This window comes from Armatimonadota bacterium (assembly GCA_037138755.1).
Lineage (GTDB): Bacteria > Armatimonadota > Fimbriimonadia > Fimbriimonadales > Fimbriimonadaceae > Fimbriimonas.
In genome coordinates, this window is the sequence record JBAXHT010000001.1 from 787079 (window position 1) to 808939 (window position 21861).

At 53.8% G+C, this 21861-nt stretch carries 23 protein-coding genes and 1 tRNA gene; 17 read left to right on the forward strand and 7 right to left on the reverse strand.

Going from position 1 to position 21861, the window contains the following annotated elements:
- The first annotated feature begins 212 nt into the window (after positions 1 to 212).
- Genes recA through WCK51_03780 form a run of 4 tightly spaced genes read left to right on the forward strand, consistent with a single transcriptional unit; the run spans position 213 to position 3290 of the window.
- On the forward strand, positions 213 to 1268 hold the full coding sequence (gene recA, locus WCK51_03765; protein MEI7575986.1) for a recombinase RecA: 1056 nt from the start codon (positions 213 to 215) through the stop codon (positions 1266 to 1268).
- A gap of 4 nt (positions 1269 to 1272) precedes the next feature.
- The gene (locus WCK51_03770; protein ID MEI7575987.1) at positions 1273 to 1686 is read left to right on the forward strand and encodes a hypothetical protein; all 414 of its coding nucleotides are present in this window, start codon (positions 1273 to 1275) and stop codon (positions 1684 to 1686) included.
- Positions 1687 to 1692: 6 nt separating this feature from the next.
- Positions 1693 to 2142 carry a regulatory protein RecX gene (locus WCK51_03775; protein MEI7575988.1) on the forward strand — a complete coding sequence of 150 codons (450 nt, stop codon included), beginning with the start codon at positions 1693 to 1695 and terminating at the stop codon, positions 2140 to 2142.
- Positions 2139 to 3290: an HD domain-containing protein gene (locus WCK51_03780; GenBank protein MEI7575989.1), complete on the forward strand. Its 1152-nt coding sequence runs from the start codon at positions 2139 to 2141 to the stop codon at positions 3288 to 3290. Before WCK51_03775 ends, WCK51_03780 begins: the two co-directional genes overlap by 4 nt.
- Before the next feature lie 66 nt (positions 3291 to 3356).
- Here WCK51_03780 and WCK51_03785 read toward each other — a convergent pair whose 3' ends face one another.
- The 3 genes from WCK51_03785 to WCK51_03795 all read right to left on the reverse strand — a co-directional run bounded on the left by WCK51_03785 (position 3357) and on the right by WCK51_03795 (position 5922).
- Positions 3357 to 3950 (reverse strand): hypothetical protein, encoded by a 594-nt coding sequence (locus WCK51_03785; GenBank protein MEI7575990.1) that lies wholly within the window; start codon positions 3948 to 3950, stop codon positions 3357 to 3359.
- A gap of 8 nt (positions 3951 to 3958) precedes the next feature.
- A complete protein-coding gene (locus WCK51_03790; GenBank protein ID MEI7575991.1) occupies positions 3959 to 5002 on the reverse strand; it encodes a hypothetical protein in 1044 nt (347 codons plus the stop codon).
- A 101-nt stretch (positions 5003 to 5103) separates the two neighbouring features.
- Positions 5104 to 5922, reverse strand: coding sequence for a hypothetical protein (locus tag WCK51_03795; GenBank protein MEI7575992.1), 819 nt, complete (start codon positions 5920 to 5922; stop codon positions 5104 to 5106).
- Between the two features lie 131 nt (positions 5923 to 6053).
- On the opposite strand from WCK51_03795, the gene WCK51_03800 reads away from it, so the two are divergent.
- The 7 genes from WCK51_03800 to WCK51_03830 all read left to right on the forward strand — a co-directional run bounded on the left by WCK51_03800 (position 6054) and on the right by WCK51_03830 (position 11331).
- Positions 6054 to 6126 (forward strand) — tRNA-Ala (locus WCK51_03800).
- A 409-nt stretch (positions 6127 to 6535) separates the two neighbouring features.
- A complete protein-coding gene (locus WCK51_03805; GenBank protein ID MEI7575993.1) occupies positions 6536 to 6892 on the forward strand; it encodes a hypothetical protein in 357 nt (118 codons plus the stop codon).
- A gap of 200 nt (positions 6893 to 7092) precedes the next feature.
- Positions 7093 to 8211: an AAA family ATPase gene (locus tag WCK51_03810; GenBank protein MEI7575994.1), complete on the forward strand. Its 1119-nt coding sequence runs from the start codon at positions 7093 to 7095 to the stop codon at positions 8209 to 8211.
- A gap of 307 nt (positions 8212 to 8518) precedes the next feature.
- Positions 8519 to 8761 carry an acyl carrier protein gene (locus WCK51_03815; GenBank protein ID MEI7575995.1) on the forward strand — a complete coding sequence of 81 codons (243 nt, stop codon included), beginning with the start codon at positions 8519 to 8521 and terminating at the stop codon, positions 8759 to 8761.
- Positions 8761 to 10017, forward strand: coding sequence for a beta-ketoacyl-ACP synthase II (gene fabF, locus WCK51_03820; GenBank protein ID MEI7575996.1), 1257 nt, complete (start codon positions 8761 to 8763; stop codon positions 10015 to 10017). The genes WCK51_03815 and fabF overlap by 1 nt, the downstream gene beginning before the upstream one ends.
- A gap of 6 nt (positions 10018 to 10023) precedes the next feature.
- Positions 10024 to 10875, forward strand: a complete 852-nt coding sequence (locus WCK51_03825; GenBank protein MEI7575997.1) for a tyrosine recombinase XerC — start codon at positions 10024 to 10026, stop codon at positions 10873 to 10875.
- Positions 10876 to 10908: 33 nt separating this feature from the next.
- Entirely contained in the window at positions 10909 to 11331 is a 423-nt protein-coding gene (locus WCK51_03830) for a hypothetical protein (GenBank protein ID MEI7575998.1), read from the forward strand.
- A 3-nt stretch (positions 11332 to 11334) separates the two neighbouring features.
- Here the strand turns inward: WCK51_03830 and WCK51_03835 are convergent, their stop codons facing one another.
- Positions 11335 to 11700: a hypothetical protein gene (locus WCK51_03835; protein ID MEI7575999.1), complete on the reverse strand. Its 366-nt coding sequence runs from the start codon at positions 11698 to 11700 to the stop codon at positions 11335 to 11337.
- Positions 11701 to 11809: 109 nt separating this feature from the next.
- On the opposite strand from WCK51_03835, the gene WCK51_03840 reads away from it, so the two are divergent.
- From WCK51_03840 to WCK51_03855, 4 genes are read left to right on the forward strand one after another with little or no spacing between them, the layout of a single operon-like run.
- Positions 11810 to 12394, forward strand: a complete 585-nt coding sequence (locus WCK51_03840) for a sigma-70 family RNA polymerase sigma factor (GenBank protein MEI7576000.1) — start codon at positions 11810 to 11812, stop codon at positions 12392 to 12394.
- Positions 12395 to 12426: 32 nt separating this feature from the next.
- Positions 12427 to 12603: a YjfB family protein gene (locus tag WCK51_03845; GenBank protein ID MEI7576001.1), complete on the forward strand. Its 177-nt coding sequence runs from the start codon at positions 12427 to 12429 to the stop codon at positions 12601 to 12603.
- A 44-nt stretch (positions 12604 to 12647) separates the two neighbouring features.
- A complete protein-coding gene (locus WCK51_03850) occupies positions 12648 to 12911 on the forward strand; it encodes a hypothetical protein (protein ID MEI7576002.1) in 264 nt (87 codons plus the stop codon).
- 6 nt (positions 12912 to 12917) lie between these two features.
- Entirely contained in the window at positions 12918 to 13121 is a 204-nt protein-coding gene (locus WCK51_03855) for a hypothetical protein (GenBank protein ID MEI7576003.1), read from the forward strand.
- Positions 13122 to 13190: 69 nt separating this feature from the next.
- On the opposite strand, the gene WCK51_03860 is transcribed toward WCK51_03855, so the two are convergent.
- The 3 genes from WCK51_03860 to WCK51_03870 form a co-directional block, all read right to left on the reverse strand.
- A complete protein-coding gene (locus WCK51_03860) occupies positions 13191 to 13439 on the reverse strand; it encodes a hypothetical protein (protein ID MEI7576004.1) in 249 nt (82 codons plus the stop codon).
- A 54-nt stretch (positions 13440 to 13493) separates the two neighbouring features.
- Positions 13494 to 15140: a ribonuclease J gene (locus tag WCK51_03865; protein MEI7576005.1), complete on the reverse strand. Its 1647-nt coding sequence runs from the start codon at positions 15138 to 15140 to the stop codon at positions 13494 to 13496.
- Between the two features lie 85 nt (positions 15141 to 15225).
- Positions 15226 to 15702, reverse strand: coding sequence for a hypothetical protein (locus tag WCK51_03870; GenBank protein ID MEI7576006.1), 477 nt, complete (start codon positions 15700 to 15702; stop codon positions 15226 to 15228).
- Between the two features lie 411 nt (positions 15703 to 16113).
- On the opposite strand from WCK51_03870, the gene lipA reads away from it, so the two are divergent.
- Positions 16114 to 17061 carry a lipoyl synthase gene (gene lipA, locus WCK51_03875; protein ID MEI7576007.1) on the forward strand — a complete coding sequence of 316 codons (948 nt, stop codon included), beginning with the start codon at positions 16114 to 16116 and terminating at the stop codon, positions 17059 to 17061.
- A gap of 19 nt (positions 17062 to 17080) precedes the next feature.
- On the forward strand, positions 17081 to 21850 hold the full coding sequence (locus WCK51_03880) for a hypothetical protein (protein MEI7576008.1): 4770 nt from the start codon (positions 17081 to 17083) through the stop codon (positions 21848 to 21850).
- The last annotated feature ends 11 nt before the right edge of the window (positions 21851 to 21861 follow it).

A 21861-nucleotide genomic window follows, 5' to 3' on the forward strand; every position in this document is an offset into this window, starting at 1 on the left:
AGGCTTTGAAGTGCCAAACTTTACAAGAACTCTTAATGTTTAGCTTCAAACCTGGTACGAATACGAGTCGAGCTAGTTCGAATCAAAAAATCTAAAAAATCTTGGTTTACTAGACGCTCGTCTATGTATAATGTCCATCAGAACGCTGTAACGCGTCAAAGGGAATCGTGAGAAAAGCATCCGCAACCACAGAAAAGATCGCCGACGTGGCGTTGGACGACAAGGCTAGAGCCCTGCAGATGGCCCTCAGCCAGGTTGAAAAAAACTTCGGCAAAGGCTCCGTGATGCAAATGGGGCAGGATCAGCGTGATGCGATTGACGCGATCTCGACAGGTTCGTTGAACCTAGATATGGCTCTCGGCATCGGCGGAATCCCTTCCGGACGAATTACGGAAATTTATGGCCCTGAGTCGGGTGGCAAGACGACTCTGGCGTTGCACGTTGTTGCCGAAGCTCAGCGAAAAGGCGAACTCTGTCTCTACATCGACGCCGAGCACGCTCTCGACACGGAGTACGCGCAAACCCTTGGCGTGGATATAGACAAGCTCTACATTTCGCAGCCTTCGAGTGGTGAAGAGGCACTAGAAATCGCGGACACGATCATCAAGTCCGGAGCTGTCGGGCTCGTTGTTATTGACTCCGTTGCCGCCCTGGTTCCCCGTGCTGAAATCGAAGGCGAAATGGGCGATTCCCACGTTGGTCTCCAAGCCCGAATGATGTCGCAAGCTCTTCGAAAACTCGGTGGCTCGCTCAACAAGTCGAAAACCGCCGCGATCTTCATCAACCAGATTCGTGAAAAGATTGGCGTCATGTACGGTAACCCAGAGACCACTCCGGGCGGTCGCGCTCTGAAATTCTGGGCGTCTGTCCGGCTTGAAGTTCGAAAGGGCGATGCAATCAAAGTCGGTACCGAGCAAATCGGTGCTCGAACCAAGGTCAAGGTCGTGAAAAACAAAGTCGCTCCTCCCTTCAAGACTGCCGAGTTCGACATGATCTTCGGCAAGGGAATCTCACGAGCTGGCGACGTTTTGGACATCGGCGTGATTAGAAACATCATCAACCGAAGCGGAACGTTTTACAACTACGGCGAGCAGAGACTGGGCCAAGGCCGAGACAACGCTAGAACCTTCCTTGAACAAAACGACGCAATCTTCAACGAGATCGACAAGAAGATTCGAGACGCTTTCGCATTAGAACGCGCCGCATTGAGGTACTCAGCCGTCATTGAAGAAGAGGAAGTAGAGCCCGAGTTCACACTCGACTCCTAACTAAATGACTGACGCATCTCGACTTGCCCTAATTGACGCCGCAAAACTGCTAGGGCGAAGAGAGTATTCGGAGGTCGAGATGCTCGGCCTCCTCGCTTCGCGCCACCCCGACTCGGCGTATGAGCCAGTCATGAAGCTTCTGATTGAAGTTGGCATGATCGCGAGTGGCGAGGGTGTCGCCGCGCGGCGTGGGCTAGGCTATGCAGAACTCAAAGCACGATTGAAAGCGAAAGGCATCGATGCGAGCTCAATTGAACTTCTCTTGGAATCCGACCTAGCGACCGAAGTCGAGCGAACCAGGGTTCTGGTGCAAGCCAACCTTCCTGGCGAGAAGGATGTTGAGAAAGTCCTTCGATTTCTGAGTTTTCGAGGAGTCGATGAAAGTGTTTCGAAGGCCCTCGCTCGGCACTGGAGCTAAGCCGAGATGAGCAATCCCGAGCAATCAGCCCTTGAAGATGCGATCAAGTATCTACACCGCCGGGACTACTCCGCCACCGAACTTTCCGAGAGGCTGGAGGGGAAATACGAACCCACAATCATCCAGACCGTGTTAGCACGGCTTGAAGCCGCCGGGCTAGTCAGTGATCAGCGAGTGGTTGACTCTCTGCTTGCGCGGCATCGCGATCGAAAGAGCATCGGGGATGCGAAACTCCGTAAGCAACTCAGCAAGCTAGGAATTGCGGAGGAGATCATTGAGCGAACGATGAGCAATGAAGTCGCGCCCGAGGAGGCCCGCGCGACCGAGCTCGTCAAGGCCAAGTACAAAACCCCAACACCAGCCGCCAAAATTGGGCGGTTCTTGTATTCCCGTGGCTTTGATGAGTCCACAATTGAATCGGTCCTCGACAAAATCTCCTGGTCCGAATCGGAATGATCTACCTCGTCGCCTTCCTCGCCACTCTCTGCGGAGTCCTGGCCTACCTCTTGGGTCAGAAACCAAAAGTGATCACGGAAGTCCGAGAAGTCGAAGTCCTCAAACAAATCCCAGCTTCAATCCCAATCCCAAGAACGTGGCTTGAAGAAGACATCGAGATCCGCGACCGACTGATCGCCGCCATGGAGTCCAGCGCAATGCGGGTCGCCATCGAGTCCTCAACCACAACCATCAGCCTAGATTCGCCCGACTTAAAAGGCAGAATCATCGGCCGTGACGGGCGAAATCTCAAAGCCTTCGAGCAGACAACCGGCGTCGAACTCATTATCGACGATACCGAGAACACGGTCACTGTCAGCAGCTTCGACCCCTACCGCCGAGAAATCGCGACTCAAACCCTCAAAGCCCTCCTCAAAGACGGCAAAATCCAACCGTCCCGAATCGAAGAAGTCCACCAGGTCGCAACCAAGCAACTCGAGAACTCAATTCTCCAGGCCGGCGAAAACGCCGCTAGAAAGCTCAACTTAACTCTTTCAAAACCGGTTACGCAAAAGCTCGGCAAACTCAAATTCCGAACCAGCTTTGCCCAAAACGTCCTGGACCACAGCATCGAAACCGCCCTCCTCGCTGCCCAAATCGCCTCCGAACTGGGCGTCAACGAAGAGCAAACCAAGCGCGCTGCCCTCCTCCATGACATCGGCAAAGCCCTCGACTCCGAGGGCTCCCACGCCCTCAACGGAATGGATTTCCTCCGACAAAACGGAGAGAACGAGCTCATTCAAAACGCCGTCGGCGCCCACCACCACGACATCGAACCAACCACGCCAGAGGCAAGAATCGTCATCATCGCTGATACCCTCAGCGCCTCTCGCCCCGGAGCCAGAAGGGAAGCTCACGATAACTATTTACAAAGACTTCAAAACCTTGAGGCGATCGCCAACGAAGAAAGAGGTGTGGAAAAGAGCTTTGCCGTCCAGGCCGGTCGAGAACTCAGGCTGATCATCAATGCCCAAGAAGCAAACGACGACGAGATGAAAGAAATCGTCAACCGCATCGGCGAAAAGCTAAAACAACAAGCAGACCACCACGGCCAAATCAGCATCACCGCCATCCGCGAAACCCGCCACACCGAGACCTACAAGCTATAAAAAAAGTCCGGCCGCCGGGGTTAAGGGCGTTGCCGGACAAATGAGGAGCTGCTGGTGCTATTAGGCTCAGGCTTTGCGAATGCGTACCGTTTTGCCAGGGGCTAATTCGTATTTCAGGCCTGCGGCCTTACAGATTCTCTCGAGCGCAAACTTGAGAGATGTGTTATACATAAAGGCATCAATCTTATACAAAGGAACATCCTTGTCGATCACAATCGAAACGCCAGCTTGCTTCCCAAACGCCGCAAAAACGTCCTTGATCGAGGTCTTCGTCAACTTCGTTGACACCTTCTTCTCAAGCAAAGTAGTATCTGGCTTGGCTACCGCCGCAGTCGCCACTGGCGCAAATGCCTGAGCCTGAGTATGGACAACCGGCTTCTTCGTCCGAACATACCAAACTCCCGACTTTTTCTCAAACTCAAGGTCCGCAACTTCGGAGATCACCTCAATCGCATATTCCAAAGTCACGCCGTCAAGACTGAGATACAAACCCTGCCGAGCCGAAGTCTGGACAACGTATTGCTGACCAGTCTGCTCGAACATCGAAGCCAGCACAACCCGAAGGTCGTCGCCTTTTGCCTTGATGCGAACGGTCATGTTTTGGGCAAGTGCCACCACGGAAACGGCGAGCAATAGAGCAGAAACTAGAATCCTCTTCATCTTCAACCTCAATTTGGTGCGTAAATCTTCACGGTTCCGTTATCCGGAGCCCTCGGCGTGGTTCTGCGAATCGCTTTGCTAGATCCCTTGAACCTCTGCGCGCTCGTTCGGCGCTTCGTAGTCACCCGAGCAATGTTCGCAGGCATGGTCGGCTTGACCTTAGCTGCGACTGGTGCGCTCGGAGCCGCCTTCTTCGCAACCGGTTTCTGCGCGATTGGAGTTTGCTTAGCCGCCGCCTGGGCCGCCGCCTTCTTCTTCAAAGCCGCAACCTTGGCCGCCTGAGCCTTCTTGCTCTTCTCTCGAATCGCCGCAAACTTCTGCGCTGCTTCCGACCTCGGCTTCGCCGCCGCCGCCGGAGCCGACGCCACAACTCGCGTGTCGTTCGCCTTTGGTCCAAACATCGCCGTAGGGTTCTTGGCGATGAGAGACATCGCAATCACCACAGTAGTAAGTCCAGCCATATAGGCAAGTGGCTTCTTCATCGTCGCATCATGAGCCGGGTTGGTCGGATTGGCGGGCGCGTTTTCTGCCTCCGACTCATTGGTGCGCTTGAACAAGGCAAAAGCCTGCATCAAATTCTTCTTTCCGACGGGCTCTTCCGTTGTTAACTGAAGCGTGACCGTCTCCGTCTGCTCCTTGTGAGCAAAGGCAGGAGCCACAACCGGAATCTCAATCTGTCTCGTGCGCTTATCCGCCAACGCTTCCAGTTGGCGTCGCAGCTCAGTCTTAGGATCACCTTCCACTGGCTCGGCAAACTTCCGAGCCAAGGCACCAAACGTCTCCGGGCGGGGGGAATCTAGCTGGGGTGCCGAATTGCCCGGGACGCTGGTCATAGGAATGGGGTCGATAGCAGCGCGAATGCGCTCCTGTCGGTCGGCCTCAATGGTCGACATCAAACTGCTCCGCTTCTCTTCAAGCACAAGCTTGCAGCGCGGACACGCCGCAATGTGTGACTCAAGCTGGTCAACAACCGCCTGTCCAAGCTTTTCCCCGTTAATATATCGACCAATCTGTGATTTGGCGATGGCGCATTCAAATTCCGTAACCGGCATGTTTCAAGTCTCCTCTTTACGAGTCCTGGTATTTGTATCGGGGCTCGGTTTAGAAACTTGAGGGGGGTTGTCAGGTTTTTGTGTACATGCTTCGTTTGGACTTACTCTGGTAAAGCTTGTTGAAAGACCTCTGAGGCCCGCTCAGCGGTAACTACGCTAGCTCCGATTTCTTTCTCAATCCGATTACGAGTTTCACCAGCGATGGATCCTCCAGTTACGCATGCCCGCGTAGCTTGAGTGATTCCCTTGTTTGGGGCCGCTTTGGCTATGACTGTGCTCGTATGTTCTCCAAGTGCGAGAAGAAGCAATTCGGTCGTCGACATTTCCTCTCGTAGGCCCGATTTGGTAGGGTCTAGCGATTTCAGCTCATGGTGGGCTTTTACACTGATTCCGAAAGTCCCTTGATGAACGATATTTGTCAAGATGCTGAACTCCCTCCCGACAGCGCCATGTAGCTGCATCTCGTCTGTGAACGCGCGCCGCACCTTTAGCGATCGGAGCCTCTCCATGATCCAGGCGTCCGTTCGTCCTTTTGAGTACCAGTTTTTTACGGCTCGATCAACTGCTAAAGCCGGATCAAGCTCTTCCTGAATTCGTTCGACCGCGATCTGAGCAATCCAGTTCTTGACCTGATCTGCCTTTTTGCCCTTTAGTCCCTGGACTAGCCTGAAAACACCAGTTGAATTGAGAACTCTCTCTTCGTGAGCCTCCACTTTGATGATCTTTATCTGATCCTGATAGCCGCGTTCATCCCGCTTCTGACTGAAGCTTCGCCACCAGTTCTTGTAGAAAACTTCATCCTCCTTGAAGAAGGCAATTATGTCGTCGACGTTGTACATCCATTCGCCGTCAACGACATAGCGCCGCACCGTTGCCGTTTCCAATGGGATGAGGTCGCGGGGGGAATCTTGATTGTCCATAGTAGTAGACACATGATACACGAAAATGTGCCCAGCGAGAAAAATTCTCAACGACGAAGAACACAAATTTGCGCCTCGATTTGCGTCGCTCTTCCGTCTTTACCTTGCCTGAAGTCAGAATCAGGCAAGGTGCCCCCGTAGCTCAGTGGATAGAGCTCCCTTCTCGCAGATGGTCAGTCGCAGGTTCGAATCCTGTCGGGGGCGCACTTATTCTACTCTCGGTTTCCCGATTGCAATTCTACAGACGAGAGAACACTGCGCTTTGATTTATAGAAACTTGTTTTTTCCAAGTTTTATTCATCTTCAATCTCATCTTCGATAGGGTCCGGAAACGGCATTCCTCGTTCTTGTTCTAAACTTGCGATGTACCTCATCAGAGCGATGTTTACATGCTGAACTTTGGGTTGGCGTGGCAAAGAGTGCTTTGCAAGGCTACTTAGCCTACGGAACAAAGTTGCTGGTATGGACACCGAGAGTTGCCTCTCGTACTTTTCTGAGTCATTTTTCCGAATACATTCAGTTTACAAGTTTTTTCCAAGTATTTGATCGCGCTGATTCGTTCCTCTCTCATTGTGCCTCTAATTCGTTTCTGAGCAGATGGCATAATCGCTTTATGGAACCATCTACCCTTGAAATACTGGCCGGCGAGAAAGTAATCGGTCTGATTTTTGATGCTCGGGAGGTGTTCAGTGAGCATGTTATACCGAGTCGAGCACTAAGACTAAAGAAACCCGCAGTTGTTGTTAGCAGCGTCGTCTCTGGTGTGCTTAGTCAGGAGGGGATCGACTTCCTTTCAAAAACGCACGCCGATGAATTGGTTTCAATTCGAAACATCGTTGGGAACGTAAAGCACCTGGAATTCGAGCTAACCGGAGGTCAGGTGACACTATGTAAGCGGAAATCCCTTGGAAGGCAGACTGTAGATTTGTTTGATGAGACAGGATCCCCGATACCGGGGCACATCCTGTAGTTATAGGATGTACCCCGGATGCCGCGGGTTAATCGACCCGTCGCATCCGAAAGGTCCGCCTTCGGCGCCTACGAGGGAGCCATTGACCGGGGCGGATTTGCAGGAGAAATTGGGTTGTGCCGTACTGGTAACCCCAACGCCAACGGAAAGCCGTCAGCCGAACTGGTTGACAAACGCCCTCGCAACTGCCTTATAGATGAATGCGCTTCATCGACGACAATAACTCCCCTGACTTCTGGTCCCGCGACCACTACGCCGACGATCCAAACCACCCGCTCTACAACTTCGAACCCGAAGAAGAAGAACAGGACGCGAGCCGCAAAGATCCAGACGAACTCATCGACTCAGGAACGTGCTTCGGTTACCTCCCCAGGAGCCAGGTCAGCCCGAACCCCCGGACGTTCAAGTCCAAACCCTACTCCTCCTTTCACCAAGTCAAAGCCCCCCGCCACAACCTAACCAAACCTGAAGAAGACATCTTCCCCCAGAACAGTCTCATCGTCCTAGCCGGGCAGCCCAAGATCGGAAAGACCACCATCGCAATTGCGCTTGCCAAAGCAATCGCCACCGGAAAACCCTTCGCCGGACAAAAGACCAAGAAACAACCTGTCGGCTACATCAGCTTCGATGACTCACCCAGAGAAATTAGTGAAGCCTTTACAAAGCACAAAGACATCACAGAGAAGACACCCATCTTCCTCACCACAGAAATGGAACCCATCAACACCAAGGCCGCCCATATCGAAATCGAAGACTTCCTCATCAAGCACAGGGGCGAAGCTACCGTCATCATCGACTCCTTCCACGCCGCCCTTCTGGACGCCAGAACCAACGACGCCCGCGCCATGCGAAAACTCCTCAACCCCCTCAAGAGAATCTCAGAACGAGCCGGACGAATCATCATCATCCACCACACCAACGCCTACGGAACGCGAATCGCCGACCACACCCAACTCCAAGCCTCCGTCAGCCAAACCATTCTGATGACCTACCAGCAAAGAGACCACTGCCGCATCATCAAATGGCAATCCTTCGGAAGAGGCGCAAACGCCACCAAAACCCTCCACATCGCAAGCACCAACGAAACCACCTTCAAACAGCACAACCTTGAACCCCTCAAAGATCTCAATCCCCAAGATAAGAGCACAAAACCTATCCTAAAAGCCCTCGCTAAGGCATCGAAAACCGTCGAACAGCTCGTCATCGAAACCCGCCTCACGCCAATTCGGATCCACAAACGCCTCAGGAAGTTGATCGAGCTCGGCCACGTAACCCGTAGCCAAGGAACGTACAGCCTCCTCACCGGCAGCCCCCATTGACGGTCACTTCGCCCACGGGGCGCGGGTCCCAAGTCGCTACTGGTTCCAGAGCGAATGCGGCGGAGCCAGTGGCGTCTTGGGTGGGGTGTGGCATCGGGCCGGGAGGATGACTTTCTTAGGGCTACCCACCCCTACCCACCTTTCCGGCACTCAATGCCAAAATTTGAACCTGACTACCCCACAAAATGCGTCGCAGTTCTCTCCGAAATCGCAAACCAAAAACCTCAAACCGAAATCAAGCGCACCCATTTCACCCCCCGAGTCGTAAGATACAGGGAAGGCAGAACGGGTATTGTTCTGATTGATTATGTCTACAGACATTTTTGAAAGAGTCAAGAAGGTCACCGTCGAAGAACTCGACGTGAAGGCCGAAGAAGTCGTCACTGAAGCTAGCTTCACCGAGGATCTGGGTGCAGATTCACTGGACGTCGTTGAGTTGGTCATGGCTTTCGAGGACGAGTTCGGGATTGACATTCCGGACGAAGAAGTCGGCGAGATCAAGACTGTCGGAAACGCAGTCGATTACATCTCGAAGAAAGTCGCCGGCTAATGAGCGTCTTGCCCGAACCATCCGGGCGTGTCGTCGTCACCGGAGTTGGAGCGGTCACCCCGCTCGGCACCGGTGTCGATGTCTTTTGGCCCAAGGTCATCGCTGGTGAATCAGGTATCCGCCGGATTCAGCAGATGGAAAACCTTGAGCTCTACTCCTGCCAAATCGCAGGAGAAATTCCTGATTTTGAAGCGACCGACTGGGTGGACAAGAAAGACGCCCGTCGCATGGACCCCTTCCTGCTCTACGCAATCGCCGCAGCAACGATGGCACTCAAAGACGCCAACGTCACCCTTACCGAAGAGCTGAAAGATGAATTCGGAGTCCTCATCGGCTCCGGAATCGGTGGTCTCAAGTCGATGTACGACCAAACGGCTTTCATCCACGACCTCAAGCCGGATCGAGTCTCCCCGTTCTTTGTGCCCTACATGATCGCCGACATGGCCAGCGGTCTCGTATCGATCATGAACGACCTTCGCGGACCGAATCACGCCATCGTCTCCGCCTGCTCCACCGGAGCAAACGCAATCGGAGACGCCTACGAGATCATCAAACGCGGCGACGCCCGAATGATGATCGCCGGAGGAAGCGAAGCTCCGGTCAACCCAATCGGAGTCGCTGGCTTCTGCGCCTGCCGAGCAATGACCACCCGCAACGACGAGCCAACCCGTGCCTCGCGACCGTTTGACCGCGACCGCGACGGCTTCGTCATGGGTGAAGGAGCCGGAACCTTGGTCCTCGAAGACCGAGATATGGCGATTGCCCGGGGAGCAAAGATCTACTGCGAGATCGTCGGCTACGGCTTCTCGGCAGATGCCCACCACATCACCTCCCCGCATCCCGAAGGTCGCGGCGCAGCGAAGTCAATGAACATGGCGCTCCGAAAGGCTGGCCTCCAGCCTGAAAAGATCGACTACATCAATGCCCACGGAACCTCCACTCCTGTCGGCGACCCGATGGAAGTCGAGGCCGTGAAAAAGGTCTTCGGCGATCACGCCTACAATCTAGCCGTCAGCTCAACGAAGTCGATGCACGGTCACATGCTCGGCGCGGCAGGGGCAATCGAATCGCTCATCTGCATTTTGGCAATGCGCGATGGAATCATGCCGCCGACGATCAACCTCGAGAACCAGGACACTGATCTCGGCATCAACCACGTCCCCAACGTGGCTCAGAAACGAGAACTCAACTACGTCCTGAATAACTCGTTCGGATTCGGCGGACACAACGTCTCGCTGATCATGACCAAGGGGTGATGCCTCATGACCGGCTCGCTAGCTGAGCATATCGAAGGTTTTCTGGTTCACCTATCAGCGCGTCGGTCGCCGGCAACAGTTCGTTCCTACGGTTCCGACCTCCGGCAGTATCTCGGTTTTGTCGAAGAGGAATCGGTTTTTGATACTTCCTCGCTACGGTTGTTTCTAAGAAAGCACGGCGGCCAACCAGTCTCCCGAGCTCGCAAGCTCTCAACGCTGCGCGCGTTCGCCCGATACCTCCGCACGGTCGGCGCCCTCGACTCAGACCCCACCGAGCCACTGGAAGCTCCCTACAAGCGAAAGAAGCTGCCTAAAAGCCTCAACCAGCCGCAGGCAGGGGAGCTTTTGGATCAGACTTCGGTCGGTCGCACCCCTGAGCGAGACCGGGCGCTACTGGAACTCCTCTACTCCGCAGGCCTTCGGGCGGCGGAAGTGGTTTCAATTAAACTGACCGATGTTTCGTTCGCCGAGCGTTCGCTACGGGTGATCGGAAAAGGCAACAAGGAGCGGATGGTGTTCTACGGCTCGACTGCGGCAGCAGCTCTTGATGACTACGTTAGGGGTCCCCGGGTAGCTGGTACAGCGTTGTTTACAAACGAGAAAGGGCTAGCCTTGACCACCCGGACGGTGCAGAACATCGTCAAACGGTGGGCAATCGCGGCGGGCTTGCCCCCAGAAACTTCACCTCACACACTGCGGCATTCGTTTGCGACGCACCTGCTGGATGGCGGAGCGGACCTCAAGACAGTTCAACAGTTATTGGGCCACGAGAGTCTGGCAACAACTCAGATCTACACGCACGTGAGCATCGAGCGGCTGAAGGAAACGGTCGCCAAGGCGCACCCGAAGTCGGGCTAGAAACGGTTCAGATTGTTGGACGTTTCTATCCATATGAAAGGTCTTGGGCTAGTTGCCGCTGGATTTGTTGTTGGGCTTGGAGCAGCGCATTCACCCCAGGATCAAAAACCGGATCTCCGTCTTGCGACTGCGTTCACCGACCCGCAGGAAGTGGCTATGGTCGCCTACTCTACAGCAGTTTTTCGCAAAGTGCACGAGGACGATGCGAATTACGAGCCGTTCTTATGGGATATCAAGTATCGGAAGGACTACATCATTGTGGAGCGTTGGAGCTATGACCCTCGGACTTTGAAGGAAAACGACGTAATATTCGATGGAGTGAGCCATACGTATTTCACAAAGCATGGCGTCTACTTGAAGACCGCTCCGCACGGAAACTTTGAGGAAGAAATCAAATCGAAGGCGGATCGTATCAGGCGAATCGACCGAGCCATAGAAGACTTTTGGAAGAAGTAAACGTCAAACCCAAGTCGAAGCCCGTCGGAAGATCTTGTAGGTAATCGGGCGGCGGACGTTGGCAAACACAAAATCTGGCCAGCCGGCCATGAAGTCCAGGTCGTAATCATCCGGCGGTGATATGAGCACCAAGGGTACTCCCGATGCGGTTGGATGGTCCATTTTTGCCATCGCGAACTTCTCGTAGCCCGCGATCTTGTTCGGCTCTTCAAGTGTGGCAAGCAAGTCAACGAAGAATAAATCTGCTCCCGCAACCTTATCCAGAGCCTCATTCCACGACGTGTAGTGCTCAAATGTATCGCTTGGGTGGAAGCCTTCCCGGGCTTCTGCAACCATTTCGTCTTCCTTAGTGAGCAACACAAATCGCATCTGCAACGATCATACAACAAAAAAAAAATCCTTGCAAGTTCGTTAAAAAAAGCGAAACATCATCTTCATATCATTGAAGTGTGATATAACTGTGGAAGGAGCTAACTGGATGATAAGTGAGACCGAACAAACCACGAGCCGAAACCCGATTGATGCGGACAAGTTTCAGGCAATGATGGGAGAAACCCGCCGCCGAGCCTACTCGATGGCGATCCAACTCACTCGAAATGCGAGCGATGCTGAAGACCTCGTTCAGGAAACCTACGTCAAGGCTTGGCGCGGTTTCGACTCCTATGCGCCCGACCGATCATTTCTCAACTGGTTGTTGCGGATCATGCAACGTGCCTACCTCGATTCTCGTCGACGCGAGAACCCGGTCCGGAAAGCAGAATCACTCAACGCCTTGATTACCCCGCACGACCGAGATTCTTTGGAATTCCAAGTCGCCGACGACCGTATCACTCCCGACGAGGAGCTTCTTCGAGAAGAGTACAAGGAACAGCTCACCAAAGCCTTGGACCAGTTGCCTGACGTTTATAGCACCGCTCTGAGAATGTGCGACCTCGAAGGCCTCAGCTATTCGGAAATTGCTGACCACCAGAACACTACTATCGGTACGGTTAGGTCACGCATCCACCGCGGCCGACGGCTTTTGAAGGAAGCAATTATCCGCGGCGGATACCAGTTTCGCTGAGGATTCATAGCAAGTTGCCGATCATCTACTTGATGAACGGCATTTCTGGTGCATCAAGCGCAAGCAGCCCAATCTCAGCGGCTCAATCGTCCGAGAGTGGCGTAGCTCTCGCTATGCTCAAAAAGACGCTGGACGCTCAGAAGAGCCAAGGTGCCGAACTCTTGAAAATGCTCGAAGGCAAGGGTCAAATCATTGACATTCGCGCCTAACTATCGGGAACCACTCAGGTTCCGTAGCGGTACACTCTAAGGTGATGAGCGAGAAGCCAGCACCAGCCAACCGCCCAGGGAAGAACTCGTGGGTGAAAAACACCTACTTCTGGATCGCAGCGATTCTGCTTCTTCTCGGAGTTTTGGGATTGGTCAAGGGCGACAAAACGATCCGCGATCCGGGTCAGATTCACGAGAATAATCTCGCATTGATCTATCTCGCGGCCAGCGTCGTGATGCTCATCAATGGTCTCATTTCTCATCGGGCGTACCTCGCTCAATGGGAAAGCTCCGAGGAAAAGAACTAAGAACTTATGGTTTTGTGCGCATGTGGTAAGCCGATTGACAAGGTGCCGAATTGGCTCCAGTCGGCAGAAGTAGAATTCGTTTGCAACAACTGCCCCAATCGGCAGACCAAGAACATCGCTTTTGTTCAGCTTGACGCTGGCGCAAAGGATCCAGGTAAGCAAATCGAAGGCGAACCAGATCTCGGCGATCTCGACGAAGACGAGGATTAAGAAGGCTCGAGGCACGAGTCGTAAGTCAACGATTTCCTTCGATCTGACTCGCGACTCGCGCGTGGAGACTCACGCTACTCTGACGACAGCTCTTGGCTTGGCGATGTTGATCATCACCTGACCGGGAGCTTTTTCTTGTCCTAGGCCGAGTTTGCAGAGGGCAATCAATGCCCGTTCCGTCACGGGTGTTCCTTCAAGAAATGTCACCTGAGCGGTCAGAACACCATTGTCGAACCAAGCACTAGCATCAATGATGCCCTCTTGGTCAAGCAGAAACCTCTCGATTTCCTTTGGGTTCACCAGATGGACCGTATTCATACGGTAATCATCGGGTTGCTAAGGGTTACCGAGAGGGATATTTTCTGTTAACGCTTAAACTTCGATGACACTGGGGACAATCAGCGGTCGAAGCTGTGCTCGTTTCACAATCGTCTTTCGCACAATCTCAGTTGCGGCCTGCTTGACCTTGTTCAAGTCTTTCAGATCGTTCGGAGTGAGCGAAGCGAGCATGTCAACCATGATGTCGTGGGTCTCTTCCAGAATCCCCGCTGGGCCGTGAAAGCCTTTTGCATGGAGCGAAGGATCGCCAACGATTTCGCCGTGAGTTGAATCGACGGCGATGGAAACGATGACCAGTCCATCGTTCGCCAAGTTGTACCGGTCGCGCAAGACGGACTCCGTGACTCCAGGGGTTCCGGAGTTGTCAACCAGAACTCGCCCGGTCGGAATCTCCTCGCCAAGATATGCCTTGGTTTCGTCGATGACCAACGGGATTCCGCTGGTCAGGGTGAACCGGCGGTGCTCAGGGTAGCCCATGTCCTCGGCGATCTTGTTGTACACAAACTGGTGTCGTGGCTCGCCGTGGACTGGCGCAACGTAGAACGGCTGCGTCAGGTTGATCATCATCTTCAGCTCCTCTTGGTAGGCGTGACCAGAGACGTGGATCGGACGGGCGGCCTCGTAAACCACTTGGCAGCCTTGTAGGAAGAGGCGGTTAATCGTTCGCCAAATGGCTCCCTCATTGCCAGGGATTGGTCGGGCGGAATAGATGAGCGTGTCGCCTTCTTTAACCTGCATTCGCCCATACTCTGCCTTGCTCATCTTAACGAGCGCGCTCATCGGCTCTCCCTGGGAGCCAGTGGTGAGGAGCGCAACCTGATGATCGGGCAAGCCTCGAACATCATCCAACGGAAGCAAAACGCCGTTCGGAATTTTGACGTAGCCAAGTCGCATGCAGATATCGAGATTTCGCTCCATGCTTCGCCCGACGACGGCAACCTTTCGACCGGTCTCCTTGGCGATCTGGAAGACTTGCTGCATTCGGTGGATGTTGCTTGCGAACGTAGTGAGGAGAACTCTGCCCTTAGCGTCGTTGAAGACCTTGCGCAGACCTTCGGTGACGATCGACTCGCTGGGTCCCCAGCCTGGACGCTCGACGTTCGTCGAGTCGCTAAGGAGGACTACGACTCCTTCAGCACCGATTTCGCTGAAGCGCTTCATATCGCTCAGCTTTCCATCGACAGGAGTGAAGTCGAACTTGAAGTCTCCGGTGAACAATACGTAGCCATGAACGGTCTTGATCGCCATCGCGCAGTTCTCAGGAATTGAGTGGGTGACACGGATCGGCTCAACAGAAAGCCCGCCGGCCTGGATCACGTCGCCTGCTTTGAAGATTCGGTAGTCGACCTTAACGCTTGGACATCGCTCATCTAGCTTGTGCCGGATCAGCGCATGCGTGAACTCAGAACAGTGGATTGGCACATTCATCTGCTTCAGCAGATAGGGGAGGGCACCGATATGGTCCTCATGGGCGTGGGTCAGGAAGATTCCGCGAACCTTATCCTTGTTTTGAAGTAGGTAGGTGAAGTCGGGAACAATGATATCGATTCCCAGCATTTCCTCATTCGGAAACGACAATCCACAGTCGATGACGACAATATCGTCGCCTTGCTCGACAACCGCACAGTTCTTCCCAATCTCCCCAACGCCACCCAGCGCAACAATCTTAATGGAATCCACGGTATCAGGGTACCTGTTGGTGGGTTAGGTGGCTGAAGTTACACAGACAACGATCCACCCACAGCCTTCGATGGACGAAGAACGCCTAGTGTAAAACCTCAACATGAGCTCGCTCGTCCTGGAGCTTCAGGATCATGTCGCGGATCTGATTTTGCAAGTTGCCATGGACGGCTGGGTCCCAAACGGTATCTTCGTGTACGCGAATTTCCTCGGGAATCGAAAGAGGTGGAAGGGTGGCGAACTCCGGAACCTCCCACTCGTAGCGCGGCCAGATGTGGGCGTGAAGAAATGGATCGACATTTCCGTACATAGCGAAATTGATTCGTTTTGACTCGGTCACCCGGTCAATCGCCTCACCTAACAAGGACATGTCCTCCAAGAATGCATGCCTCTGTTTCTCGGGGAGCTCAATCAACTGATCAACTTGAGGATACGCCATCAACAAACAGTAACCAGGCAAAAACTGATTGTCTCCCATGACCGCGAATCCGCTTCGCATTCTCAAAACGAGGCGGGGGTTCATTCCTTCCGAAAGCTCTTGCAGGCGCTCGCTGGGAGTCATCGTGTTGCTATTGTATCGTAATCACGACGTTCCCTAGTTAAAGATTGCTCAAAAGCCTCATCGTTCAGCGTCGAACTCTTGCCACTTCAAGGTGGCGCCCCAAAGGTTCATAGAGATGGCCAATTTGGGAGAGGAAAACAACGCACTCATCGTCGCGATCCAAAGCGCGGCAACCATAAACATAGTCGCCCAAGTCACCTGTTAGCTTCCCTGAGTGGCATCGGTTCACTACAACCCAAGTCTCCTTGGAAAAACGGGACTCAAGGAGATGCCCAACCCGAGGCGGCTGAGAAGAGATTCTGATTGATGTCATCCGTGGCATGGACTAGTAGCGTAACAACCAGAGCGTTGCACGAGCGTTGCACGGATTTCTGTGAGCCGTCTTAGGTTCAAATGACGTAAACTATAGGTATGAACCAGCGGTTGCCGGAATGGCTGACCATTCGTATGCCTCGCCCAGACACAATCCGTCAGGTCGAAGGCATGATGCGGCAGAAGAATCTGCACACTGTGTGCGAATCGGCTCGGTGCCCAAACCTTCCTGAGTGCTGGAGCAAGAAGACTGCCACGTTCATGATTCTGGGCGACACCTGCACCCGCTCGTGCGGCTTCTGTGCAATTAAAGTTGGGCGTGGATTGACGGTCAACCCAGATGAACCAGCGGACGTGGCAAAAATCGCCGCCGACCTTGGCCTTAAGCACATTGTTGTTACTAGCGTCGCCCGAGACGACCTTGCTGATCAGGGTTCGATGCAGTTCTCGCACACGATTCGAGAACTCCATAAAGTGAATCCTCTCTGCATCGTCGAAGTTCTGACGCCGGACTTCAAAGGGAATCGGGAGTGCATCAAGAACGTCTGCGATGCAAAGCCAGAGATTTATAACCATAACATCGAAACCGTCGAGCGGCTCCACACCCTTGTTCGCCCACAAGCCAAATACGCCCGAACAATGAGTGTTTTGGAGCAGGTCAAGGAGATCGATTCGGCAATCTACACCAAGAGTGGGATCATGCTCGGGCTCGGTGAAACCAAGGATGAAGTCATTCAAACGTTGCAAGACCTTCGGGATATCGGGGTCGATGCGGTCACAATCGGTCAATACCTAAGGCCAACCATGCGACACCTTCCGGTGGTGGAATACATCCACCCTACGGAGTTCAAGGAGTACGAGAAAATTGGTGAAGAAATGGGATTTGCGTTCGTTGCCAGCGGTCCTTTCATCCGTTCGTCGTACAATGCAATTGAGTTCAGCAAAAAGGTGATGGGTGACCGACTCAGCCAGCTAGACGAGGCAGAAAGGGCTAAGTTCCTTGAGGATCTCGAAGCGCAAAGCGAAAACCACACCGTAGGCGTCTGAACAACTAGCTAGTGCCAGGATGGCCAATTCAATCGTTCGGTTTGCCGCGATGTACGGTCCCATTGTCGGGGTCGGGGTGGTTTGCGGCGGCTATTTCTGGGATTGCCTACAAGAAGTATTCTCGCCCAGCACTGGGTTCAAAATAGACTACCAAACCGAAGCTGGGCTGGTAAACTTGCAGTGCCAGAAGTATAGTTTTGATCCCCTCAGCGGAACCTTGTCGGCCCAGAGTTTCGAGGTGAGGCATCCTAACGGAAAGCTGATCGCCCGACTTCCTCGGCTCTTGGTCACCGGACTTCGAATCGACCAGAGATTTGCCCCTAATGTTCTCCTCCAAGATGCTCAAGTTTGGGTTCGGCGAGAAAAAGATGGAAAGCTCGATCTCGCTAGGTACATGCCGAAGTCTAGCGAAGAACCTAGTAACGTCGCGTTCACAGCTGAACTGAATCGTTGCCGGATCAATGTCTTGGACGAAGCGGCGACTGGGGTTCCGAGCAACCAAATCTATATCCCCTTTGGCAAGGTGAGCGGACAGGGTGAGAATCTCTTTGCCTCTCTGAGCCTGAATATCGTAGGTCTGGCTTCGACGAACCTCGTAGTCACTAAGACGATACGTGGGATTGGAATTGAAGGTAGCAACCTTCAAGCGAATCCTGGTCGATTGAGAAACCGCCTCCTACTTGGTCCCGAAAAGAAACAATGGTTCGATCTGGACTTGCTAAAAGTGGGTGAGGGCAGGGTCACCGGAGAGTTTCATGCAATGGTTCCGCCGAAGTCAGGACCTGTCTTCGCCGCGAATCTTTCGGGCGAGCTGGCGAACGTAGGTTGGGATCATTACACTGCGGCAAAGGCTGACCTAAGGGCCTCTCTCACAGAAAAGGATGTTCGATTCACCGCTGACCTAAGCGACAGCAACGCTGGCGCGAAGGTTCGGGGAGTAGCTGATTGGTCAAAGGGTATTCGGCTAGATGCCAATACAGAGGTGCAACGCGTAACACCGCAGCTTCTCGCAAAACTTGGGATGACAATCCCTTCTTGGTTGAAGGTCGCCGATGCCGAGGCAAAAGGCAAACTGGGATTCCACAAAGGCATTGTCACGTTCCGAGGTGGCGTCCGAGCGCAAAACGTTAGTGCGTTCGGATTGAAGACTCCGACGGTTGCTGCTGATCTCGAGGTAACTCAAGACGGTATCAAGGCAATCTGGAGCGATCTGGCCATTGGAAAAACTAAGACGGACGGCATTGTTTCGTACCAGTTTAAGCCACAAAAGTGGCAAATAGCCGCGAAGTCGGATCGAGCCTACGCCTACGACTTTGGAGTCTATGCTCCATCTCAACTAAAGGACACCTTTGGAACGCTAAGCGTGATCGGAGGTGGAACTGGTGTAAGTTACGAGTTGCTTCTTGCATCAAAGCTCGACGCCAAAATCGCTTTGGGTGATCGAAAACTCAGCCTCGCAAATACAGAAATTCTTGGAAGGTTTGACGGGAAGCGATTCCTAATCGAACGGGCAACTTCCGAAGGGCCGAACGGAAATTTGATTGCTTCCGGAACCATTGATCTCAAGAAGGGCCTTGCAGTCAATCTCGAAGGATCCGGTTTAGTGCTGTCGCAGTTCCTACCTGAACTAACCGGGGAGGCGGACGTGAAAGGGCGCTTGGTCGGTTCATTTGCAAAGCCGAGGTTTGATGGTTTGGTCCAGGCGATTGGTCTGGGCTACGGGCAGTTCGGTGACACACTCACTGCGGTCACTGCAGAGGCACTGGTTGACGATGAAGGTGTCAGCCTGACCCACGTTCTCGGTGTCAAAGGCGCTGGCCAGGTCTCTGGAGATCTCGGGCTAAGGTTCAAATCCCAGAACTTAAGCGGAATGCTCAGTGCAGCCGGAATCAACATTTCGGATTTTTACGAGGGGCCAGTCGCCGGCGTAGTGGACCTCAAAGATGTCGTGCTCGGCGGAACGCTATCGGTGCCCAAGCTGTCCGGAAAAGCGGAGGCCCCGACCCTCATCGCGGCCGCTACAAAGCTAACCTCCGTCTCTGGGGGAGTGTCGCTTGAAGGATCAAAGTTCAAACTGGAGGGTTTGGTCGCCAAGGTCGCCGATGGCTCTATCTCCTCCGGCGGAATCGAGTTCGATCTCAAAACGAAGGCAGGGGCCTTCACCGGCAAAGCCGACAAGTTGTCGTTCGCAGAACTCCGCCAGATCGTCAACCGGCAGATCGGCGATGGGAAGTCAGATTTCTTGGGTGAAGACCTGGAGGTCAAAGGAGTCACTGGGGCTGAGTTCTCCGTTGCCATCCGAAACAGCAAGATTGAGTCAATCAAGGCTTCGGGGAATGTGGACTCGGTGAAGCTCAACCAGGCTCAAGTTGGTGCGGGCGATTGGAAGTTTGGCTATGATGGCCAGTCCTATCAAGTCGATGCAATGCTAGGTTCGCTCGATGACTACTTCCAGCTCAATGGTGCGAATTACAACGTATCCACCAAGAAGTTGAACGGCGAGCTGATCGCCTATAACGTCCCAATTCGCGAACTTGTTCTCGCCAGCGAATCAAGGCTTGAAAAGATACCCGGCGCGTTTGAACGCCTTTCGATTGTTCGCGGGAAAATGGGGCTGTCGGCACTCTTAGGCGGAACGGTGGACAATCCGGTGGTCTCGCTCAATGAGTTCGAAGTCTCAAATTTGCTTCTCGGCGCCCAAAACCTTGGGACCCTGGCGATGAAGGGCGCATATTCGGCGGACGGTTGGCGCATTTCTGAAGGGTCGATTGTCGGACCGAAGCTTACGAAGCTCAACCTGCCCTTTGGAACGATCAAGCTCAGTGAGAAGCAAGGGATCCCAGAGGGAACCGCGCGATTTTCGGGTGGCATGAGCCAAGGGTCCGTCGATGCAAAGCTTGAACTCGTCGGGTTTCCGCTCAGCAAGTTTGCCCCGTTGCTGACTTCCCAGGATGGCTCCAAACCTCTTCCCGCGCAGGAGTTTCTTGCAAAATCCGCCGTACGAATCGACTACGCCGACGTCAAGATTTCCGGCACCCGCGAAGACCCGTCCCTCTCGGCGGATATCGAGTCGTCTTTGGTGAGCGGCGAGAAGACGGGCCCCTTATCTGGCGAGCGACTACGGGCTAAAACCAAACTATCAGCGGTCCCACGGAAAGGGAGCGATCTTGTTGATCTGACCCAGGAGTCGACTCTTTCCTTCAAGTCACTGGAGGCGCTGTTCAAGACCACCCTTCCCATTGCCCTCGGCGACTCCGAACAACAGAGTCAACCCCTGACGGGAGAGTTCTCCGTGGTCGGAGAGCGTAGCCTCGCCGACTTTTTGGCCTCCACAAAGGACCTTAAACTGGGTGAAAAAGGAGCCCGAATCTCTGGTGGATACAAACTTGGAGGTACTTTGGCAAAACCGGAGGCCAGCGGGGCTATCCGATTAGCCGTCGATCAAGTGTTATCGACTGCCGTGAACCCCATGATCGGTGCCCCAGTCCAAATCGGATTAAAGAACACCTCCGTTGAGTTAGGCTTTGAGCGGGATTCAAGGGGATTGCTCGGTCGTTTGAAGGGCTCAACAGGAGTCACTACGAGCGACGAGGGAACAATCTCCTTTGGAGCAAGCGTGAGTCTTGCAGACCTGTCAAGGTCCGTAATGGACCAAATCATCGAAGGAGGATTCGTTAATGTAGACAGGCTTAGACTTGCACAAATTTTTCCGGACGCGAGCTATGCTAACGCAACAATCACAACGCCGAAACCGATCACGATCACCGGGAATCTGGGTGCTCCAAGGATTGCTGGAGAGATTGTGGCGACCCAAGTCTCCAGCATCATTCCGACCCTCCTTCCAACCAGTGGAGGCGAAGAGCGGCTTTCCATCGATCCGAGCTTCGATCTAAGCTACCGCATTGCCGATATCGCTTCGATCAAGTCGTCGACAGCTGACATGAAGCTATCCGGATCCGGAACACTGAAAGGCAGGCTCAGCAATCTAACCGCCGAGGCAAAGCTCGTCGTGGAAAGTGGTCAGCTCGCTCTGCCCGGTGCACGCGTCAAGCTCCTACCAGACGGCACCCTGGACTTCAGCTACCGGGCAGATCGGGTCGACTCAAAAGCAAAGATGATCGCGAATCTAACGGGCGAAACAAGCTTGACTGTTTTGAAAAACGCAGTCACGCCGGAGCGTTACGATCTGACGATCAAAGTCGATGGTGACATGCTCGGAAAAGGCGGCGGTGATAACAGCGGAATCGTGCGGCCCGGCGAACAGAACCAGGGCAAACTGACTTACACCTTCCCGAACCGCCCCGCCGATCTGAGCGACATCCAAATCATGGGAATGCTGGGCCGCCTCGACCTCATCAACAGTGTCACGCAACCGGGCTCAAACTCCCAAATCGAGGAGGACCTAAGGAACGCGATCACCAGCTATGCGCTCCCCAACTTCCTTGGGGGGTTCACAAATCGGCTCGCACAGAACTTCGGCTTTGAGTACGTCAACGTCGATTACAACGCCTTTGAACAGACCTCCATTTCCGCTGCAAAATCCCTCGGCAGCGGCTTCTTCCTGCAAGGGCGTCGCCAACTCGCCACCCCGCTTCCAGGGCAAGTCGTTGCTTATGATTTCCGTCTTGCCTACCGGCCTCGCTCGGGCCCGCAGTCAATCCGTAACCTTTCCTTCTCCTTAGGAACCGACCAAATAAGGCCTTACAAGCTCTCCGCCGACTTCAGCCAACGCGTGAGAACATCAAAACCGCCGTATCGTTCGCTCGTATGGAGCGTCACTCCTAAATAGCGCAGGTACAT

Coding starts and splice junctions, on each gene's coding strand:
- WCK51_03770 (MEI7575987.1), top strand. CDS start 1,273: ATGACTGACGCATCTCGACTTGCCCTAATTGACGCCGCAAAACTGCTA.
- WCK51_03775 (MEI7575988.1), top strand. CDS start 1,693: ATGAGCAATCCCGAGCAATCAGCCCTTGAAGATGCGATCAAGTATCTA.
- WCK51_03780 (MEI7575989.1), top strand. CDS start 2,139: ATGATCTACCTCGTCGCCTTCCTCGCCACTCTCTGCGGAGTCCTGGCC.
- WCK51_03785 (MEI7575990.1), bottom strand. CDS start 3,950: ATGAAGAGGATTCTAGTTTCTGCTCTATTGCTCGCCGTTTCCGTGGTG.
- WCK51_03790 (MEI7575991.1), bottom strand. CDS start 5,002: ATGCCGGTTACGGAATTTGAATGCGCCATCGCCAAATCACAGATTGGT.
- WCK51_03795 (MEI7575992.1), bottom strand. CDS start 5,922: ATGGACAATCAAGATTCCCCCCGCGACCTCATCCCATTGGAAACGGCA.
- WCK51_03805 (MEI7575993.1), top strand. CDS start 6,536: ATGGAACCATCTACCCTTGAAATACTGGCCGGCGAGAAAGTAATCGGT.
- WCK51_03810 (MEI7575994.1), top strand. CDS start 7,093: ATGCGCTTCATCGACGACAATAACTCCCCTGACTTCTGGTCCCGCGAC.
- WCK51_03815 (MEI7575995.1), top strand. CDS start 8,519: ATGTCTACAGACATTTTTGAAAGAGTCAAGAAGGTCACCGTCGAAGAA.
- fabF (MEI7575996.1), top strand. CDS start 8,761: ATGAGCGTCTTGCCCGAACCATCCGGGCGTGTCGTCGTCACCGGAGTT.
- WCK51_03825 (MEI7575997.1), top strand. CDS start 10,024: ATGACCGGCTCGCTAGCTGAGCATATCGAAGGTTTTCTGGTTCACCTA.
- WCK51_03830 (MEI7575998.1), top strand. CDS start 10,909: ATGAAAGGTCTTGGGCTAGTTGCCGCTGGATTTGTTGTTGGGCTTGGA.
- WCK51_03835 (MEI7575999.1), bottom strand. CDS start 11,700: ATGCGATTTGTGTTGCTCACTAAGGAAGACGAAATGGTTGCAGAAGCC.
- WCK51_03840 (MEI7576000.1), top strand. CDS start 11,810: ATGATAAGTGAGACCGAACAAACCACGAGCCGAAACCCGATTGATGCG.
- WCK51_03845 (MEI7576001.1), top strand. CDS start 12,427: ATGAACGGCATTTCTGGTGCATCAAGCGCAAGCAGCCCAATCTCAGCG.
- WCK51_03850 (MEI7576002.1), top strand. CDS start 12,648: ATGAGCGAGAAGCCAGCACCAGCCAACCGCCCAGGGAAGAACTCGTGG.
- WCK51_03855 (MEI7576003.1), top strand. CDS start 12,918: ATGGTTTTGTGCGCATGTGGTAAGCCGATTGACAAGGTGCCGAATTGG.
- WCK51_03860 (MEI7576004.1), bottom strand. CDS start 13,439: ATGAATACGGTCCATCTGGTGAACCCAAAGGAAATCGAGAGGTTTCTG.
- WCK51_03870 (MEI7576006.1), bottom strand. CDS start 15,702: ATGACTCCCAGCGAGCGCCTGCAAGAGCTTTCGGAAGGAATGAACCCC.
- lipA (MEI7576007.1), top strand. CDS start 16,114: ATGAACCAGCGGTTGCCGGAATGGCTGACCATTCGTATGCCTCGCCCA.
- WCK51_03880 (MEI7576008.1), top strand. CDS start 17,081: ATGGCCAATTCAATCGTTCGGTTTGCCGCGATGTACGGTCCCATTGTC.